Below are 18,532 nucleotides of genomic sequence, written 5' to 3' on the forward strand. Positions count from 1 at the left end.
CGCGTCAGGCGCGGGCGAGATACTCCGCCGCTGCCCGCAGGCTCACGTAGGAGCCGCTGAACGTGTCGATCCGCGGCGCGGCACCGGCTTCCGGCCCCGGCACCCCGGTCTCGACCCGGATGTAGTCCACAGTGGACAGACCGGCCAGGAACTCCCGCACCGCCGGGTGCCGGTGCGCTTCCCGGGTCACCACCACGACGCTCTCCACTGACGACGCCTCGGCCACGACCGTCGCGACGTCGTCCGGGGACACCGAAAGCGTCCGGGTGCCCGGCACCAGTTCCGCCAGATGCGCGCCCAGCCCCCACGGCATCGGCCCGGCGGCGATGCCCGGTTCGGTCTGCACGTCCACCACAAGCGACCGGCCAGCCAACCGCGGCGTGCCGGTGATCCGCAAGGCGGCCCGGGCGGCGGACAGGCCGAGCGAGTAGTCCACCGGCTGCACCGCGGCGGGAGCGGGGGAGGAGCCCAGCGAAGCGGTCCGGGCCGCGGCGTCGGCCAAGCGCGCCAAGGAAAGCCGCCCCTCGGTCACCGCCGCGACGATCGCTTCCGCGGTCCGGTCCAGCGTCTCCGCGTCGAACGCGGCCCCGCCGAGGCACAGCGCGTCCGCGCCGCCCAGGAGGGCCCGGACCGAAGCCTCGCCGATCCCGTCGTGCCGCCCGTACGCCCCGGAGATGGCGCCCATCTCCAACGCGTCGGTGATGACCGCGCCGGTGAACCCCAATTCGCCGCGCAGCACGTCGACGAGCGCGGTCCGGTTGAACGTCGCCGGTTCCTCGCCCCATTCCCGCACGACGAGGTGCCCGGACATGACCGTCCGGACGCCCGCCTCGATCGCCGCGGCGAACGGAACCAGTTCCACCTCCCGAAGCTCGGCGGCGGTCCGCGGCAGCACCGGCAGCGAGAGGTGCGAATCCTCGGTCGCCGCACCGTGTCCGGGGAAGTGCTTCGCGCAGGCGGCGACCCCGTACTTCTGCATGCCGGTCACGAACGCCGCGACGTGCGGCGACGCGACCGCCGGGTCCGAGCCGAACGCTCGCACGCCGATGCCCGGATCCTCCGCCGCGAGCGTGAGATCCGCGCACGGCGCGAGGTTGACCGTGACCCCGCACGCCGCGAGTCGCTCGCCGAGGGCGGCCGCGACGGACGCGGTCAGATCCGGATCCCCGGCCGCGCCCAGCGCGAGCGGGCCGGGCACGAACGAGCCCTTGCCGACGTCGAGGCGGGTGACGTCGCCGCCCTCTTCGTCGATCCCGACGACCACGCCGTCCCGCTCGGACCGCAGCGCCGAGGCGAGCGCGGCGACCTGTTCGTCGTCGACCACGTTGCGGCCGAACAGGATCACGCCGCCGAGCCCCTCGGCGAGCCGGCGGCGCACCCAGTCCGGCGCCGTGGTCCCGGCGAATCCGGGCAGCAGAACGGCTTCGGCCAGCCGGCGGGTTTCGGACAGGTCAGCCACCGTCATCCCTTCACCGCGCCGGCGGTCATGCCGGACACGAGTTTCCGTTGCACGATCAGGAAGAAGATCACCGCGGGGATCGCGTAGATCACCGAGGCCGCCATGACGCCGCCCCAGTCGATCGAGAACGCCGTCTTGAACGACGACAGCCATACCGGCAGCGTCTGCTTCGACTGGTCGCGCATGAACACCAGGGCGAACAGGAATTCGTTCCACGCGGTGATGAAGCTGAACACCGACGTGGTGACCAGTCCCGGCCCGAGCAGCGGCAGCGTGACCCGGCGGAACGCGCCGACCCGGCTGCAGCCGTCGATCATCGCGGCCTCTTCGAGGTCGTACGGGATGCCGTTGACGAACCCGTACAGCATCCACACGGTGAACGGCAGCGACGTCGCGAAGTACACCAGCAGCAGCGACGGCAGCGTGTTCAGCAGCCCGATGTCGCGCATCAGCAGGTACATCGGGATGAACAGCGCCGAGAGCGGGGCCAGCTGCGCCACCAGGATCAGCAGCAGGAACCCCTTGCGGCCGCGGAAGCGGAAGCGCGCCAGCGGGATCGCCGCGAGCACGCCCACCACCAGCGCGGCCAGCACCGCGCCGAGCGTCACGATCAGGCTGTTGGCCAGGTATGTGACGAACCCGGGCTTGGTCAGCGCCGACGCGAAGTTCGACAGCGTCGCCGAAGTCGGGATCAGGTCGTACTTCGGCGACAGCACGTCGCCCGGCGTCTTCAGCGACGTCGTGAACATCCAGTACGTCGGGAAGAGGAACAGCAGCGCCACGAGGATGCCGGCGGCCGACACCAGCACCCGGGCGGGCAGGGACTTCTTCATGCGATCTCCCCGTCCTTGGTCCGGACCAGCAGCTGCACGTACCGGCCGGTGACCAGCAGGAGCAGCACCAGCATGATGGTGGCGATGGCCGCGGCGGAGCCGAAGTGGCTGCCCGCGATGCCCTTGAGGTACTGCAGGATCGCCAGCGTCGTGCTCGCGCCGTCCGGGCCGCCCTGGCGGATGGCCCACACCTGGGCGAACATGTTGAAGTCCCACAGCATCGACAGGAACGTGACCATCGTCAGGATCGGCCGGATCGCGGGCCAGCTGACCGCGCGGAACGTCTGCCACGGCCCGGCCCCGTCGATGCCCGCCGCCTCGTACTGCTCGCGCGGCACGCCGATGAGGCCCGCGTAGAGCGTGAACGCGACGAACGGCACGGCCTGCCACAGCACCAGCAGCCCGATCACCACGAGCGTGCTCGTGCCGGTAGAGAACCACGAGTACCCGATGAACGAATGGAAGCCCAGCCGGTCCAGCGTCTTGTTGAGGATGCCGTACTGCTGGTCGAAGATCCACTGGAACACCGTGGTGGTGGCGATGACCGGCACCGCCCACGCGAGCACCAGCGAAACCTGCACGAAGATCCGCAGCACCGGGTTGAGGTGCCGCATCAGCACCGCGATCAGCAGCGCCACGAGCAGGGTCCCGGCGACGAGCGCGCCGGTGAAGAGGATCGTGCGGAGCGCGACTGCCCAGAACTCGGGGTCGGACAGCACGTCGGTGTAGTTCTTGAAGCCGATCCACACCATCTTGCCGGTCACCAGCTCGCGCAGGTCGAGCTGGCGCAGGCTGATGCCGAGCATCTGGACGGTGGGCCAGCCGAGCAGCACCAGCACGGCCGCGAGCGCGGGAAGGATCAACAGGTACGGCATGAGCCGTTCGCTGAACCAGCCGCTTCCCCGCTTCCGCGCCGCCCCGACGTGCGCCGATGCCGGCGGGGTCGCCCCCGCCGGCATCGGCTTGTCCTTCGTCGCGGTCATCCGCCGATGATCTTGTCGAGGGCCGTGTTCGCGTCGGCCGCCGCCTGGTCGAGAGTCTTCTTCCCGGTCAGGTACGCGGTCAGCATGTCCTTCAGCGGGTTCTGGCCGGATTCGACCTCGCCCCACTTCGGGCTGGCCGGCATCGCGCGGCCGTTCTTCGACGCCTTCGCCATCACCGCGCCCAGCGGGTCCTTGTCCAGGGCGCTGACGTCGGTGGAGGTGCCCGGCACGTAGCCGCCGGCGGCGAGCTGCGTCATGTACTTGGTGCTGGTCAGCAGCTTCAGGTAGTCCTTGGCGAGGTCCTGGTGCTTGCTGTTGAGCGGGACGACCAGGTTCGAGCCGCCGAGGAACACCGGGGCGGTCTGGCCCGCGGTCTTCGACGGGATGGGGAACGCGCCGGTCTTGGCGGTGATGCCCGGGTCGGTCTTGGCGGCGGTCGCCACCTCGTTCGGGGTGCCGATGAACATGGCGACCTTGCCCGCGCCGTAGATGCCCGCCTGCTGCGGCGTGGCCTCGTCGTTGTCCTTGGGCGCGGTGGTGCCCGAGGAGTCCACGAGCTTCTTGTAGAACTCGAGGCCCGCCTTGGCTTCCGGCGTGTTGAGCGACGACTTGAACGACTTGCCCTCGGCCTTGGCGATGTCGCCGCCGTTGTCCCAGATGAACGACGACAGCGCGTACCAGTTCTGGCCCGGCATGTAGAGCGGCTGGAACTGCGGGTCGCTGCCGAACTTCGTCTTCAGCTTCGCGATGTCCGCGAGCCATTCGTCGTTCGAGGCGGGCGGCTGGGTGATGCCGGCCTGCTCGAACATGTCCTTGCGGTACATGACGACGCGGTTGGCGGCGTAGAACGGCACGCCGACGGTTTTGCCGTCGTACTGGCCGGACGCCTTGAGCCCGGCGAGCCACTGCCCGCCGTTGAGGTTGTTGACGTCGCCGGAGAGGTCGGCCAGCACGCCCTGCGCGGCGAACGCGGGCGTCTGGGTGTTGCCGACCTCGATGACGTCCGGCGGGGTGTCGCTCGCCAGCGCGGTGGTCAGCTTCTGCTGGATGCCGTTCCACTGCTGGATCTGGTAGTCGACCTTGACGCCGGGGTGGGCGGCTTCGAATTCCTTGTTCAGGGCGGCGGTCAGGCTGTCCGGCGCGGAGCCGGTCATGAGCCAGACCGTCAGCTTGCCGTCCTGCGCGCCCCCAGCGCTCGAGGCGTTCTCACTCCCGCCCGAACCGGCACAGCCGGCCGTGGCGAGCGTGATGGCGGCGGCTCCCGCCGCCAGCATGAGCCAGCGCTTCACGTGTCTCGTCCTTTCGGTGCCCGGTCGTCGGCGACCGGGGCGGTATGACAAATGGTGTAGACCAATGTCCTGCAGGGTGGTCCGGACCACAGCCGGTGTCAAGCCGGTTGCCAAGATGTTGCGAAGACGTCCGCCTGGTTGACGCTGCGTGTCCGGTCGATTACCGGCGCTGGCGCGAAAAGTGCTGGTAGAACGCGATTTCCGCAGTGCGGGCAAGGGTTTCCGGCGCGGGGGAGTTGTTCGTGAACGGCTCGCCGGGCCGGGCGTGTCGCGCGCCGCGGGCGGGTCTCGAACAGTTCCGGGCGAGCGACCTTCGGCCCTTGCGCGACGACAAGACTTCGGATCCGGGACAGCTGCTGTCCGGTCCGGGCGGTCCGGCCGCTCCGGCGCGGGCGAGCGTGATCACCCGCTGCTACGAGTGGCGGAATCGCCGCCGACAGTGACCCGGGGTGGGTGAGTTTCATTCCGGCGCGGACCGGGCGCACCCCTGGTGACCTCGGAAAACCTCTTGTGTACCACGCGTCACATCACTCCCAGTGGTTTACAGGCGTCCCGCGTGTCACACACACTGGGGCTCGCCCAGGTGATCCGGTGCCGCTCTTGGGGAAGAGAGGCGGACGGCCGGAGCGCTCCCAGGGCGGGAAAAGAAGAGGGAGTAGAGGATGACGGGCTCCGGGCGGATAGCGGCTCGGGCGGGTGCGGTCGTCGCGGCGGCAGCGGTGGCTGCCGTCGGTGCGCTGGGGCTGCTGCACGCGCCCCAGGCGGTGGCAGCGCCTGCCGAGGTGCCGGGCATGGACGTGTCCGGGCACCAGGGCAATGTGGACTGGAAAGCGGCCTGGAACGCGGGCGCGCGTTTCGCGTACGTCAAGGCGACCGAGGGCACCGGGTATCGCAACCCGTACTTCGCGCAGCAGTACAACGGTTCTTACGACGTCGGGATGATCCGCGGCGCGTACCACTTCGCGCGTCCGGACGTGTCCGACGGCGCGACCCAGGCGGACTATTTCGTCGCGCACGGCGGCGGCTGGTCCGCGGACGGCCGCACCATGCCGCCGATGCTGGACATCGAATACAACCCCTACGGCTCGACCTGCTTCGGCCTGTCCAAGCCGGCGATGGTGTCGTGGGTGAAGTCGTTCTCCGAGCGGCTCCACGCGAAAACGTCGCGCTGGCCGATGCTCTACACCACGACCGACTGGTGGAAGACCTGCACCGGGAACTCGGCGGCGTTCGGCGACACGCATCCGCTGTTCATCGCCCGGTACGCGCAAAGCGCGGGCCCGCTGCCCTCGGGCTGGCGCTACTACACGATCTGGCAGTACTCCGACTCCGGCAACAAGCCCGGCGACCAGGACTCGTTCAACGGCTCGATGGAGCAGCTGATCAAGCTCGCCGGCGGCGAAGCCCCGAAGAGCGAGGCCCCGGTGCCGCCGAAGCCGAGCACCTCGACGAAGCCGCCGACGTCGGCCAAGCCGACGACGAGCGCGCCGCCGACGTCCTCGGCGACCAAGACTCCGACGAAGACGCCGACCAGTTCGGCCACCGCGTCGCCTTCGCCGAGCACCACGACGAAGGCGAGCCCGACGACGTCCAGCAGCCCGACGTCCTCGGCGACGAAGCCGCCCGCGTCCACCTCGTCGACCGCGGCGAAGAAGGACATCAGCGGTCTCGTCTGGGCGGGCGGCAAGCAGGCGAACCCGCCGGGGTCGCTGTCGGACGCCAAGCACGCCGACTCGCTCACCGCCCGCGTCCACGAGGTCGCCAAGGTGACGCCGAAGGCTTCGGCTCCGCAGAAGGTCACGAGCAGCCAGCCGACGCAGACCTCCGCGCCGGAAGCCAGCCAGCCCAAGCAGCAGGCGCTCGCGAAGACCGGGGTGAGCACGCCGCGGCTCGCGGTGTTCGGTGCGGCGTTGCTGGTGTTCGGGGCGATCCTGATGACGTTGTCCCGGATGGTGGCCCGGCGCTGATCCCGGCCGGGTCCGCACTCCGCGCACGGAACGCGGGCCCGGCCGTTAGGCTTCCCGGCGTGACCACCACTCGACCCGCATTGCGCGGTTTCCCCGGCGCGGTGCTCGCTATCCGCTTCCTGACCGAACTGGCGCTGCTCGCCGGTCTCGCGGTCGCCGGCGCACGGCTGGGCGGGAACGTGTTCCTGAACATCCTGTCCGCGGTGCTGTGGCCCGCGCTGGCGGCGGCGATCTGGGGGCTCGTGATCGCGCCGAAGGCGAAGCGGCGCAGCCCGGAGCCGACCCGGTTCTTCCTGGAGGTCGCGCTGTTCGCGGCCGCGGCGCTCGGGCTGATCGCGTCCGGACTGCTGGTCGCGGGGATCGTGCTCGGCGTCGCCGGGATTGCGGTCGCGGTGGCCGTGCGGGTATGGGCGAAAGACGGCTGAGCGGATTTCCCGAGCGGCAGCCAATCCCGGCAAGCGCCCATACCGCTGGCTTGCAGTCAGTGAGGGCCACCCTGAGGGAATCAGATTCCCTCAGGGCGGCCCTCACGTGCCTTAAGAACCCGACGCGGCTGACGCTGTCGGGCATGGGGATTCAGCGTTCCGTCAGAGGCTTTCGCGAGCGTCCCGCGGCCAGCCCGTCGATGCGGGCGCCCGCGCCCCGGCTGCCCCCGCAGTGTCGCCTTGAGTCCCTGGAATAGGAAGCCGGCTCGCTCAGGTTTCCTCGCACGGACAGGAAAGTCCGCCGAGCGTCGCCGCCGGTCCTGCTTGCGCGCGCCGCGCCGGTGGATGAGACTCCCGCTATGCCGAGCCCGTTCAGCGCCGAAACGGCGGAAGCGATCCAGCACGCCCGCCAGCATTCCGTCGGGGATCTCCTGCGGCGCACCGCGTTGCGCCTGCCGGACAAGCTCGCGATCGTCTCCGGCGAGCGCCGTGCGACCTACCGCGAGTTCGACGCGGCGGTCAACCGCTGCGCGCACCGGCTCGCCGAGCGCGGCCTCGCGAAGGGCGACCGGCTCGCGCTGCTCAGCCGCAACTGCTGGGAGTACGCGGTGCTCGTGTTCTCCACGGCCAAACTGGGCGTGGTGCTGGTGCCGGTGAACTTCATGCTCGGCGCGGAGGAGGTCGCGTTCATCCTCGGCCACGCCGGAGTGTCCGGGCTGATCGCCGAGGACGCCTTGCTCGACACCGCCGCGGAGGCGTTGAAGCGCTCCGGCCGCACCGACGCGCTGCGGGCCCGGATCGGCGGCAGCGGCGGCGAATGGGAGAGCGTCGCGGACTGGATCGACGAGCCCGGCGACGAAACGGCGCCCGCGGTGCTGGTGGCGGACGACGACCCGCTGCGGCTGATGTACACCTCGGGCACCGAATCGCGGCCGAAGGGCGTGCTGCTGTCGAGCCGTTCGCTGATCGCCCAATATGTCTCGTGCGCGATCGACGGCAGCATGACCGGCGACGACATCGAGGTGCATTCGCTGCCGCTCTACCACTGCGCGCAGCTGGACTGTTTCCTGTCGGTCGACGTCTACCTCGGCGCGACGAGCGTGATCCTGCCCGGCCCGGACCCGGCGGCGCTGCTGGCCGCGGTGGAACGGGAGCGCGCGACGAAGCTGTTCGCGCCGCCGACGGTGTGGATCTCGCTGCTGCGCCACCCGGCGTTCGACACGACCGACCTGTCGAGCCTGCGGAAGGGCTATTACGGCGCGTCGCCGATGCCCGCCGAGGTGCTGCGCGAACTCGCGCGCCGCCTGCCGGACGTGCAGCTGTGGAACTTCTACGGCCAGACCGAAATGGCCCCGCTCGCCACGATCCTGCGCCCGCACGAACAACTCGCGAAGGCCGGTTCGGCGGGCCGGGCGTCCATCAACGTCGAAACCCGGATCGTCGGCGAGGACGGCCGCGAACTGCCGCCCGGCGAGGTCGGCGAGATCGTGCACCGCAGCCCGCACGCGACGCTCGGCTACTACGAGGACGAGGAGAAAACCGCGGCGGCCTTCGAGGGCGGCTGGTTCCACTCGGGCGACCTCGGCGTGCTGGACGAGGAGGGCTATCTCTCGGTGGTGGACCGGAAGAAGGACATGATCAAGACCGGCGGCGAGAACGTTGCGAGCCGCGAGGTCGAGGAAGCCCTGTACCTGCTCGACGGGATCGCCGAGGTCGCGGTGTTCGGCGTCGCGCACCCGCACTGGATCGAAGCGGTCACCGCGGCGATTGTGCCGCGCGAGGGCGTCACGCTCACCGAGGACGAGGTGCTCGCGCACGCCCGGCAGCACCTCGCCGGGTACAAGTGCCCGAAGTACGTGGTGTTCGTGGACGCGCTGCCGAAGAACCCGAGCGGGAAGATCGTGAAACGCGCGCTGCGGGAGGGGCACGCGGACCTCGCGCAGGCGTGACGCCCGGACGCGAAAATGAGCTGTGCGGCGGGCTTTCGGCAGGAAGACTGGCCCGATGATCCGTCTCGTCGAACCGCCCCGTCTCGTCTTGCCCACGACTGCGGTGCGGACGTCGTACCTCGTCGGCGAGCAGGCTGACTGCTTGCTCGAAGGCCGCCCGACCGAATGGCTGGACGAGGCGAGCGACGACTTCGCCGGGTTCGTCGCCGCCCGGCGCGGAGTGCGGCAGCGGTGGGGAGTGCCGTCCACGATCTTCTGGTACGTCTCCGGCGAGTACTACCTGGGCACCTTGGTGGTCCGGCACGAACTCACCGCCGAACTCGCCGAAGCGGGCGGGCACATCGGGTATCACGTAGTGCCCCCGTGGCGGCGGCAGGGCCATGCCACGCGGATGCTGGCCGCCGGGCTCGCGGAATGCCGCGGCCTCGGTCTGGACCGCGTCCTGCTGACCTGCGCCGAGGACAACGAACCCTCGCGACGGGTGATCCTCTCGAACGGCGGCGTGCCGGACGGTCGCAAGCGGGGCGAGGACCGGTTCTGGATCGATCTCGGTGTCGCGCAGCCGTCCGACGAGGTCAGTCGCTGAGGTAGCGGCGGGTGACGGCGTTGTTGTAGCGGGTCAGCAGTTCGGCGAAGGTGTCGAGTTCGCCAGGGGTCCAGTCGCCCAACAGTTCCCCGACGGTGGATCGTCGCCGGGCCCGGGTGCGGTGCATGAGGTCGCGGCCGTGGTCGGTCGGGGTGATGACGCAGCGTCTGCGGTCGTCGCTGGCGGGGTTGCGTTCGGCCAGTTCCTTCCGGAGCAGGGCCGAGACCTGCCGTCCGGCGGTGGACGGGTCGAGGCCCAGCGCGCCGGCCAGGGTGCCGATGTCGGCGGGGCCCAGGTCGTCGAGCGTGCGCAGGATCAGGTACTCGGCCTGGTCCAGCTCGGCGTAGACGTCGGTGCGGCGGCGCAGCATCTCGAAATTGCGCACCAGCACCGCGGTGGCGCGTTCCAGCACGTCGAGCGGTTCGGGGGGCTGGTCCATGGCCCGGGTCCTCCGATGAGCCGAAGAGGCGTCGCGGAAATATCGGTATCATACCGGTGATCGCGCACGAGGACGGGAAGGCGGGGTGGATGCTGCCCAGGGCAACGGAGATCCGGGACCGGGTGGCCGCCTCGGATCCGGGGCTGAGCCGGTTGCGCTCGGCGCTCGCGGCGACCGTGTCGATGGGCACCGCGCTGGGGGTGGAGTACCTGCTGGCGCATTTCACCGGCGCGGATCCCAAGGGCGCGCTGGTCGGGATGCTGCTCGGTGCGGTGGTCGCGATGATGGGGTCGATGGCCCTCGGCGACTCGCCCGCGTGGACCAAGGTGAAGACCGCGGTGTTCTTCCCGGTCGCGTTCGGGGCCGGGATGGCGCCGGGAGCCGCGGTCGGCGCGCATCCGGACCTGATGCTCGTCGTGTTCGTCGTGGTGATGTTCCTGGCGGTGTTCGTCCGCCGGTTCGGGCCGGTTTTCTTCTTTTACGGCTTCATGGCCTGGATGGGGTATTTCTTCGCGTCGTTCCTGCACGCGAGCGTCGCGACGCTGCCTTCCCTGCTGCTCGCCGTGGTGGTGGCGTCGGCGTGGGTGCTGCTGTTGTCGCTGACGGTGTTGCGCACCAGCCCGAAACGCACGCTCGGCCAGGTGGTGCGCGCGTTCGACGCACGGGGCCGGGCGCTCGCCCGGTCCTGCGCGGATCTGCTGAGCAGCCCCGACCCACATCAGGACGCGCGGCTGCGGCGGCGAGTGCAGCGGCGGCAGGCGCGGATCGCCGAAGCGGCGCTGATGATCGAGGCGTGGTCGGCACAACCCGGTGCGGTGCCGGATGGATTCTCGGCGGCCGCGCTGCGGCGCGCGATGGTCGACGCGCACCATCTGCTCGACCAGCTGGCGACCTCCGCGTGCGCGCTCGTCGACAGCGGTTCCGGGCTGACCGTGCTGGCCGCGGAGGTGTCCGACCGGCTGGCCCGGCACGACGACCGGGGCGCGGCGCAGGTCGCGTACCGGCTGGCCGCGCTGGCGGAGAGGACGGGCGGCACGGCGGGCGGGTGGTGGCCCGCCCGGCACTTCGCGGCGGCCGCGCTCGAACTGGCCCCGGTGCTCGAACGGGCGCGGCGGCCCGGTGCGGCCGGGGCCGAACCCGTCGACGATTTCCAGCCGGCGGTGGGCCTGGTCTTCGGCGCGCTGCCGGGTTCGGCGGCGGCCGCGGGCGAGGTCCCGGCGCGGCACGCCGGGTGGAACCCGTTGTCCCGCCTGGATTTCGTGAGCAGGCAGGCGGTGCAGGGCGCGATCGCCGGCGCGCTGGCGATCCTGGCCGGCAAGCAGTTGTCCGACGCCCGCTACTACTGGGCGGTGCTGGCCGCGTTCGTCATGTTCACCGGCACCGCCACCCGCACCGAAACCTTCCTCAAGGGCTTCAACCGGGTGCTCGGCACGTTCGTGGGACTCGCCGCGTCGATCGGCCTGGCGGCGCTGACCGCGGGCAACGCCGCGGCCGTGCTGGCGACCATCTGCGCGAGCATGTTCTTCGGCTTCTACCTGATCCGGCTGTCGTACGCGTACATGATCTTCTTCGTGACCATCATGGTCGGCCAGCTCTACAGCGTGCTGCACGAGTTCTCGCCCGGCCTGCTCCTGCTGCGGCTGGAGGAAACCGCGATCGGCGCGGCGGTCGGCCTGCTGGTCGCGCTGCTCGTCACCCCATTGTCCACTCGGGACACTGTGCGCACGGTACGGAACAACCTCCTCGGCGCACTGCACGAGGTGCTGACCGCCGCCGCGGCCCGGCTCGAGCGGAAACCCGGCGCAGAGGCGGACTTCGACGCCCTCGCCCGCGATCTCGACCACCGGCTGTACCAGCTCGCACTGGTCGCGCGCCCGCTCACCCGCCCGGTCCTCGGCGGCACGACCTCGCCCCGGTTGCGGCACCGGTTGTCGCTCTACGCCGCGCTGACCACGCACGGCAGGGCGCTCGCGGTCGCGATGCGGTCGCCCGGTTCGTGCACCCGGCATCCCGAAGGCCCGGTGGCGGCGTGCGCCGCACTCGCCGAGGCGGTCGAGGAATTGACCGCCGCTCCGCCGGGCACGGGTCGACCGGCCGCGGAGGGCCCGCTGGCGCGCGCCGACGTCGCCCTGTTCGCGTATACCCCGGCTGCCGCCGGAGAGCGGGCGAAAGACCCGGCTTTGCGCGCGCTGAGCCACCTTTACCACGTCTTGTGCGATCTGGCCGCGACCGGATCCGCCAGCCCGCGGAGGCTGTCGGCACTGCCCGCGCCGACGGTCCCGCGGCTGTACCGGCAGGTCCGCGCGGGGATCCCAGGGGAGGCTCCGAGCGCGTGACGCACAGCGCGCTCAGGCGAGCGTCGCTCCGTAGGCGGCGAGCACCGGCGGCAACGGCTGGAAGAAGCTGACCTGGTTGTTCCCGCCGGACAGCACCCCGTACCCGACCCCGGCGTAGAACAACGGGCCGCCGCTGTCGCCGGCTCCGACCGGGATGTCCGTGGCGATCGTGCCGACGACCTGCTTGCCGTCGCCGAAGTTCACGGTCTGGTTGAGGCCCAGGACCTTTCCGCAGGTCTTCTTGGTCGTCATGCCGCTCTTGCAGACCAGTTGCCCCACCTGCGGGGTGCCCGCGCGCAGGATCCGCTGGGTGCTGCCGTCGTACAGATCGACCTGGCTGTGCCCGGAACCGGAGCGGTCCTCGACGCGGCCGTAGTCGGTCACCGGGAAGTGGCTGTCCACATTGCGCCCGATGTCTTTCCAGTCGAGCCCGTGCTCGGTGCAGTGCCCCGCGGTCAGGAGGTACCGGACGTCCTTGACCAGGATCGCGAACCCGGCCGAGCAGTAGTAGGGCTCGCGCCCAGGGCCCGGCGAGACGGTGTACATCGCGTCGCCGCCATTCACCGCCGCACTGGCCGCCGAAGCGGGCGGGCTGACCAGCGAGACGGCCGTGAAAACGAGCACTCCGGCCAGCTTGCGCGAGCAGCGAAACATCGGCGGGTCCTTCCGTCCACAGGAGACTGGTTACGTGCGCCCAGTCCAGTGCCGGGCGGGCGGCGGCACAAACGGCGTCAGCCGACCGTCCCGGGACTGCGTCCGAACGAGTGACAACAAGGCTGGCCGGACAGCTGTCCGCACGGCCCACTGGACCGGGCCGCGCGACCGCCGGTGACCTGCGCGAACACCGCGTATTCCCGGGGGAGGCGAGACCTTGTCGGCGTCTCACGATCCGGGAAGGGCACCGCCGCCGTGGTGAATTTCCTTCGGGTTCTTTACTGTCACGTCGTCAAGTAACGCTGATCTGCATAGGGAACCGTTGTCCGACATCCTGTCGCCGGGCGGCGCTGGGGTCCCGGCGGCCGCTCCGGCCTCCCGGAACCTGTGGCGCGCGTTGCGGCACGACCGATGGGCGCAAGCCAGCGCGGTCGTCATCGTGCTGGTGATCGTCACCGCTCTCGCGGCTCCTCTGCTCGCCCTGATCGAGGGCCAGGATCCGTACACGTACCACACCGACCTGCTCAATCCGGCCGACGGCACCGGCGCGGGATTCCTCGGCGGCATCAGCGGCAGCCACTGGTTCGGCGTCGAACCGCTGACCGGACGGGACCTCTTCGCGGTCGTCGCGTACGGCGCGCGCACGTCGTTCCTGATCGGGCTCGCCGCGACCGCGGTGTCGATGCTGCTGGGCGTGCTGCTCGGGGCGAGCGCCGGGTACCTCGGCGGCTGGTGGGACACCGCGGTGAGCCGGGTGACCGACGTGCTGCTCGGGTTCCCGCAGCTGATCTTCATGATCGCGCTCGGCGCGGTCGCCCCGCAGTCGATCCCGCGGCCGCTGCTGCTGATCGCGGTGATCGGCCTGTTCGGCTGGCCGCGGGTGGCCCGGGTGGTCCGCGCGCAGACGCTGAGCCTGCGCAACCGCGACTTCGTCAAGGCGGCCCGGGCGCTCGGCGCGGGCGGCGTGCACGTCTTCCGCCGCGAACTGCTGCCGAACCTGTGGGCGCCGATCATCGTGCTGGCGACGGTGAGCATCCCGGCCAACATCGGGCTGGAAGCCGCGCTGTCGTTCCTCGGCGTCGGCATCCCGCCGCCCACGCCGAGCTGGGGCCGTTCCATCAGCGACGCGATCAACTGGGTGCAGACCGATCCGATGTTCCTCATTTTCCCCGGCGCCGCGCTGTTCGTCGCGACGCTCGCGTTCAACATGCTCGGCGACGGGCTGCGCGACGCCCTCGACCCGAAGACGGCGGTGCGCCGGTGAACCGCACCCTGCGTTTCGTGGGCATCCGCCTGCTGGGCATGCTCGGCGTGCTGCTCGTGGTCAGCTTCGGCACCTTCGCGGTGTTCTACCTGCTGCCCACCGACCCGGCGTACATGTCCTGCGGCAAGCCGTGCACGCCGGAGAACCTGGCGCTGGCGCGGGAGTTCATGGGCTTCGACAAGCCGTGGATCCAGCAGTACTTCGACTTCCTCGGCGGCATCTTCACCGGCCGCACCTTCGGCGCCGGCGTGACGGCGATCGTCTGCTCCGCGCCCTGCTTCGGTTACTCGTTCCAGCAGAGCGAACCGGTGCTGACGCTGATCGGCGACCGGCTGCCGATCACCGTCTCGCTGGCCATCGGCGCATCGGTGATCTGGCTGATCGCCGGGGTCGCGACCGGAGTGTTCTCCGCACTGCGGCGCGGGAAGTTCGCCGACCGGGCCGCGATGACGGTGACGCTCGCCGGGGTGTCCGCGCCCGCGTACCTGGTGGGGCTGCTGGGAATTCTGCTGTTCGGTTTCACGCTCGACGTGGTGCCGGTGAGCGGCTACGTGACGTTCGCGCAGAGCCCGGTCGACTGGGCGTGGCACCTGGTGCTGCCGTGGCTGGTGCTGGCGTTCATCAACGCCGCGGTGTACGCCCGGCTCTCGCGCGGGCAGATGCTCGAAATCATGGGCGAGGACTTCATCCGCACCGCGCGGGCGGTCGGCCTGCCGGAGCGGACGGTCGTCGGGAAATACGCGCTGCGCAACGTGTTGCTGCCGGTGGTGACGGTGTTCGCGGTCGACCTCGGCGCGCTGCTCGGCGGCGCGGTGATCACCGAGCGGGTGTTCGCGCTGCCCGGTCTCGGCGGGCTGCTCGTCGACGCCGTGCACCAGGTGGACCTGCCGGTGCTGATGGGCGTCAGCCTGTTCGCCGCCTTCTTCGTCGTCCTCGCGAACTTCGCGGTGGACGTGCTCTACGGGGTCCTCGACCCCCGCGCTCGGCTCGGTTCGTGAGAAAGGGAACGGAAAAACCATGGATCGCAGGGACTTCCTGAAGGCGCTCGGCATCACCGCCACGGTCACCGGGGCAGGGGCGTTCCTCGCCGCGTGCAACGCGAACGAGCAGTCCGGCGGCGGGGGAGCGGTCGCGGTTTCGTCCGGCGGCACGCTGTACATCCTCAGCGACACCACCTCGCAGCACCTCGACCCGGCGAAGAGCCAGAACCTGGCGATCACCACCATCAGCCTGGTGCACCGCAGGCTCACCGCGTGGAAGACCGCCGGGGACGGCCCGGCGACCGTGGTCCCGGACCTCGCCACCGACACCGGCCGGGCGAGCGCGGACGGCAAGACCTGGACCTACACGCTCAAGGACGGCCTGAAGATGGCCGACGGCACGCCGATCACCAGCGCCGAGATCAAGTACGGCATCGAGCGGTCGTTCGACTCGGCGTTCTCCGGCGGACTGGGCTACCACAAGAACCTGCTCGCCGGCGGCCCCGGCTACAAGGGCCCGTTCAAGGGCGGCGAACTGGCGTCGATCGAGACGCCGGACCCGAAGACGATCGTGTTCCGCCTGGCCCGCCCGTACGGCGACTGGCCGTGGATCGCGAGCATGCCCGCGTTCGCGCCGGTGCCGAAGGGCAAGGGCACCGACGCGACCTACGACACGAAGCCGGTCGCGTCCGGCCCGTACCAGGTCGAGACGTACCAGAAGGGCGTGCAGGTCAAGTTCGTCCGGAACCCGAACTGGGACGCCAAGACCGACCTCGCGCGCACCGGCCTGCCGGACTCGGTCGTGATCCAGATGGGCCAGGACACCGGCGTCGTCGCGAAGCGGCTGCTGGCCAGCCAGGGCAACGACGCGTTCGCGTTCGGCTCGTCGTTCGTGAACCCGGCGCAGCTGGCGCAGATCCGCACGAACCCGGCGGCGAAGAACCAGCTGGTCACGTCGAAGTCCGGCGCGCTGGCCTATCTCGCGCTGAACACCAAGCGCGGCCCGCTGGCGAATCCCAAGGTGCGCCAGGCGTTCCAGTACGCCGTGGACAAGACCGCCTACCAGGTCGCCGCCGCGGGCAGCGCGGACCTGGCCGGTCCGATCGCGACGACGCTGATCACCGAGGGCATCGCCGGGCGCGAGGTGTACGACCTCTACCCGGCCCCGCCGAACGGCGATGTGGCGAAGGCGAAGCAGCTGCTGGCCGAAGCGGGTTTCCCGAACGGCATCGACAACCTGGACTTCCCGGTGTCGACGGCCAACAACGAGGCGGACAAGGCGCAGGCGATCCAGGCCGCGCTGCAACGGGCGGGCATCCGCGCGAAGCTGCGCCCGCTCGACGACGAGGCGTGGACCACGCTGGTCACCGGCAACGACGGCAACTACGACCTGACGCTGGGTTCGTGGCAGCCGGACTTCCCGAGCGCCAACGCGAACATCGAGCCGCTGTTCGGCACGTCGGAGATCGGCAACGGCGGGTACAACGAGTCGCGCTATTCGGTGCCCGAGGTGGACGCGCTGATCACGCAGGCGCAGGGCACGGTGGACCCGGCCGCGGCCGGGAAGCTGTGGGCCAAGGCCGACAAGCGGATCATGCAGGACTCGCCGGTGGTCCCGCTGATCTACACGCGCAACTCGTTCCTGCACGGCGCGAAGGTCGGCAATTTCGCGATCGGCGCGTTCCCCGCGTACCCGAACTACCTCCAGATGGGCCTGGCGAAGTAATCCCGTGTCCGAGCAGCTGCTTTCCCTGCGCGACGTCTCCGTCCGGTTCGGTTCCGCCGAAGCGGTGCGGGAGGTGACGTTCGACGTGCGCCCCGGCGAGGTCGTCGCCCTCGTCGGGGAATCCGGTTCCGGCAAGTCGGTCACCGCGCTGTCGCTGCTCGGCCTGCTGCCGGACACCGCGACGGTGACCGGCTCCGCGGTGCTCGACGGCCGCGATCTGTACACAGTGGACGGTCCGGCGCTGCGCGCGGTGCGCGGCGGCGAGATCGGCATGGTGTTCCAGGAGCCGATGAGCGCGCTGAACCCGGTGTTCCGGATCGGCACGCAGCTCGTGGACGCGGTCCGGGCGCACCGGAAGGTGTCGCGGGCCGCGGCGCGCGAGCGGGCCCGGGAACTGCTGGAGCTCGTGGAACTGGACGCGCGGCGCGTGCTGCGGGCGTACCCGCACGAGCTGTCCGGCGGGCAGCTGCAGCGGGTGGTCATCGCGATCGCGCTGATCCACGACCCGAAACTGCTGGTCGCGGACGAGCCGACGACCGCGCTGGACGTCACCGTGCAAGCCGGGATCCTGCAGCTGCTGCGGTCGCTGCGGGACCGGCTCGGCACGGCGATCCTGCTGGTGACGCACGACATGGGCGTGGTCGCGGACGTCGCGGACCGGGTCGTGGTGCTGCGCGAGGGCCGGGTCGTCGAGCAGAACACCGCGGCCGGGCTGTTCGCCTCGCCGCAAGCCGACTACACGCGGGAACTGCTGGATTCGGTGCTGTCGCTGGGTTCCGCGCCCGGCGGCGCGGTGCGGCCGGCGTCGGCTCCGCTGGTGTCGGTGGAGGATCTCGCGGTGACCTACCGGGTCGGCGGCGGCGCCCCGCCGGTGCGCGCGGTCGACGGCGTGTCGCTGACCATCGGGACCGACGAGGTGCTCGGTCTCGTCGGCGAATCCGGTTCCGGCAAGAGCACGATCTCGTCCGTGCTGACCGGTTTGGTCGCTCCTTCGGCGGGCTCCGTGCGGATCGACGGCGTGGACGTCGCGCGGGCGTCGGCCCGGCAGCGGCGGGAGATCCGGCGGCAGATCGGGATCGTGTTCCAGAACCCGGCCTCCGCGCTCAACCCGCGTGCGACGATCGGCGCGAGCATCGCCGAACCCCTGGTGGTGCACGGCGAACGCGGCGAGCACCGGGAGCGGGTCGCGGAACTGCTCGCCGCCGTGCGCCTGGACCCGGGCTGGAGCAACCGGTACCCGCACGAACTGTCCGGCGGGCAGCGGCAGCGGGTCGGGATCGCGCGGGCGCTGGCGCTGCGGCCGCGGCTGCTGATCGCGGACGAGCCGACGAGCGCGCTGGACGTCTCGGTGCAGGCCTCGGTGCTGGACCTGCTGGCGGACTTGCAGCGGGAACTCGCCTTCGCGTGCCTGTTCATCAGCCACGACCTGGCGGTGGTGGAGCGGGTCGCGGACCGGGTCGTCGTGCTGCACCACGGCAAGGTGGTCGAGGAGGGCCCGGTGGCGTCGGTGCTGGGCTCGCCGCAGGAGGACTACACGCGCCGCCTGGTCGCCGCGGCCCCGGTGGCGGATCCGGAACGGCAGCGGGAACGCCGGGAGGCTTGGCGCGCGCTGTCCGGCTGACCGATGAGTTTCGGCCCTTCC

16 protein-coding genes are annotated in these 18,532 nt (G+C 70.7%); 10 read left to right on the forward strand and 6 right to left on the reverse strand.

All coding sequences use genetic code 11. From position 1 onward, the window contains the following. Nucleotides 1-4: 4 nt before the first annotated feature. Genes PUT80_RS20125 through PUT80_RS20140 form a run of 4 tightly spaced genes read right to left on the reverse strand, consistent with a single transcriptional unit; the run spans nt 5 to nt 4,564 of the window. Nucleotides 5-1,465 carry a glycoside hydrolase family 3 N-terminal domain-containing protein gene (locus PUT80_RS20125; RefSeq protein WP_275293108.1) on the reverse strand — a complete coding sequence of 487 codons (1,461 nt, stop codon included), beginning with the start codon at nt 1,463-1,465 and terminating at the stop codon, nt 5-7. Then, complete coding sequence (locus tag PUT80_RS20130; protein ID WP_275293109.1) at nt 1,462-2,292, reverse strand: carbohydrate ABC transporter permease; 831 nt, start codon at nt 2,290-2,292, stop codon at nt 1,462-1,464. The genes PUT80_RS20125 and PUT80_RS20130 overlap by 4 nt, the downstream gene beginning before the upstream one ends. Further along, entirely contained in the window at nt 2,289-3,275 is a 987-nt protein-coding gene (locus PUT80_RS20135) for a sugar ABC transporter permease (RefSeq protein ID WP_037805758.1), read from the reverse strand. The genes PUT80_RS20130 and PUT80_RS20135 overlap by 4 nt, the downstream gene beginning before the upstream one ends. Next, complete coding sequence (locus tag PUT80_RS20140) at nt 3,272-4,564, reverse strand: sugar ABC transporter substrate-binding protein (RefSeq protein ID WP_134727490.1); 1,293 nt, start codon at nt 4,562-4,564, stop codon at nt 3,272-3,274. The genes PUT80_RS20135 and PUT80_RS20140 overlap by 4 nt, the downstream gene beginning before the upstream one ends. 242 nt (nt 4,565-4,806) lie before the next feature. Here PUT80_RS20140 and PUT80_RS20145 point away from each other — a divergent pair, with 242 nt between their 5' ends. From PUT80_RS20145 to PUT80_RS20165, 5 genes are all read left to right on the forward strand, one after another. Beyond that, entirely contained in the window at nt 4,807-5,007 is a 201-nt protein-coding gene (locus PUT80_RS20145; RefSeq protein WP_275293110.1) for a hypothetical protein, read from the forward strand. 219 nt (nt 5,008-5,226) lie between these two features. After that, nucleotides 5,227-6,531 carry a lysozyme gene (locus PUT80_RS46300; protein WP_343076891.1) on the forward strand — a complete coding sequence of 435 codons (1,305 nt, stop codon included), beginning with the start codon at nt 5,227-5,229 and terminating at the stop codon, nt 6,529-6,531. A gap of 59 nt (nt 6,532-6,590) precedes the next feature. Continuing rightward, nucleotides 6,591-6,956: a DUF2568 domain-containing protein gene (locus PUT80_RS20155; RefSeq protein ID WP_134661605.1), complete on the forward strand. Its 366-nt coding sequence runs from the start codon at nt 6,591-6,593 to the stop codon at nt 6,954-6,956. Nucleotides 6,957-7,315: 359 nt separating this feature from the next. After that, the gene (locus tag PUT80_RS20160) at nt 7,316-8,905 is read left to right on the forward strand and encodes an acyl-CoA synthetase (RefSeq protein WP_275293111.1); all 1,590 of its coding nucleotides are present in this window, start codon (nt 7,316-7,318) and stop codon (nt 8,903-8,905) included. A 55-nt stretch (nt 8,906-8,960) separates the two neighbouring features. Then, nucleotides 8,961-9,491, forward strand: a complete 531-nt coding sequence (locus tag PUT80_RS20165; protein ID WP_275293112.1) for a GNAT family N-acetyltransferase — start codon at nt 8,961-8,963, stop codon at nt 9,489-9,491. On the opposite strand, the gene PUT80_RS20170 is transcribed toward PUT80_RS20165, so the two are convergent. Beyond that, nucleotides 9,481-9,930: a MarR family transcriptional regulator gene (locus tag PUT80_RS20170; protein WP_275293113.1), complete on the reverse strand. Its 450-nt coding sequence runs from the start codon at nt 9,928-9,930 to the stop codon at nt 9,481-9,483. The two genes, PUT80_RS20165 and PUT80_RS20170, sit on opposite strands and share 11 nt — an antisense overlap. 56 nt (nt 9,931-9,986) lie before the next feature. Between PUT80_RS20170 and PUT80_RS20175 the strand changes: the two genes are divergently transcribed. After that, a complete protein-coding gene (locus tag PUT80_RS20175; RefSeq protein ID WP_275293114.1) occupies nt 9,987-12,266 on the forward strand; it encodes an FUSC family protein in 2,280 nt (759 codons plus the stop codon). Between the two features lie 12 nt (nt 12,267-12,278). On the opposite strand, the gene PUT80_RS20180 is transcribed toward PUT80_RS20175, so the two are convergent. After that, nucleotides 12,279-12,920 carry a S1 family peptidase gene (locus tag PUT80_RS20180; RefSeq protein WP_275293115.1) on the reverse strand — a complete coding sequence of 214 codons (642 nt, stop codon included), beginning with the start codon at nt 12,918-12,920 and terminating at the stop codon, nt 12,279-12,281. 322 nt (nt 12,921-13,242) lie between these two features. Here PUT80_RS20180 and PUT80_RS20185 point away from each other — a divergent pair, with 322 nt between their 5' ends. The 4 genes from PUT80_RS20185 to PUT80_RS20200 are packed head-to-tail and all read left to right on the forward strand — an operon-like array spanning nt 13,243 to nt 18,511. Then, nucleotides 13,243-14,184: an ABC transporter permease gene (locus PUT80_RS20185; protein ID WP_037805769.1), complete on the forward strand. Its 942-nt coding sequence runs from the start codon at nt 13,243-13,245 to the stop codon at nt 14,182-14,184. After that, nucleotides 14,181-15,182 carry an ABC transporter permease gene (locus PUT80_RS20190; RefSeq protein ID WP_238605930.1) on the forward strand — a complete coding sequence of 334 codons (1,002 nt, stop codon included), beginning with the start codon at nt 14,181-14,183 and terminating at the stop codon, nt 15,180-15,182. Before PUT80_RS20185 ends, PUT80_RS20190 begins: the two co-directional genes overlap by 4 nt. Nucleotides 15,183-15,201: 19 nt before the next feature. After that, nucleotides 15,202-16,890 (forward strand): ABC transporter substrate-binding protein, encoded by a 1,689-nt coding sequence (locus tag PUT80_RS20195; RefSeq protein ID WP_037805771.1) that lies wholly within the window; start codon nt 15,202-15,204, stop codon nt 16,888-16,890. 4 nt (nt 16,891-16,894) lie between these two features. Further along, complete coding sequence (locus PUT80_RS20200) at nt 16,895-18,511, forward strand: ABC transporter ATP-binding protein (protein ID WP_134661597.1); 1,617 nt, start codon at nt 16,895-16,897, stop codon at nt 18,509-18,511. Nucleotides 18,512-18,532: the final 21 nt, after the last annotated feature.

The sequence above is a fragment of the Amycolatopsis sp. La24 genome (assembly GCF_029087445.1).
Classification (GTDB): Bacteria; Actinomycetota; Actinomycetes; order Mycobacteriales; family Pseudonocardiaceae; genus Amycolatopsis; species Amycolatopsis nivea.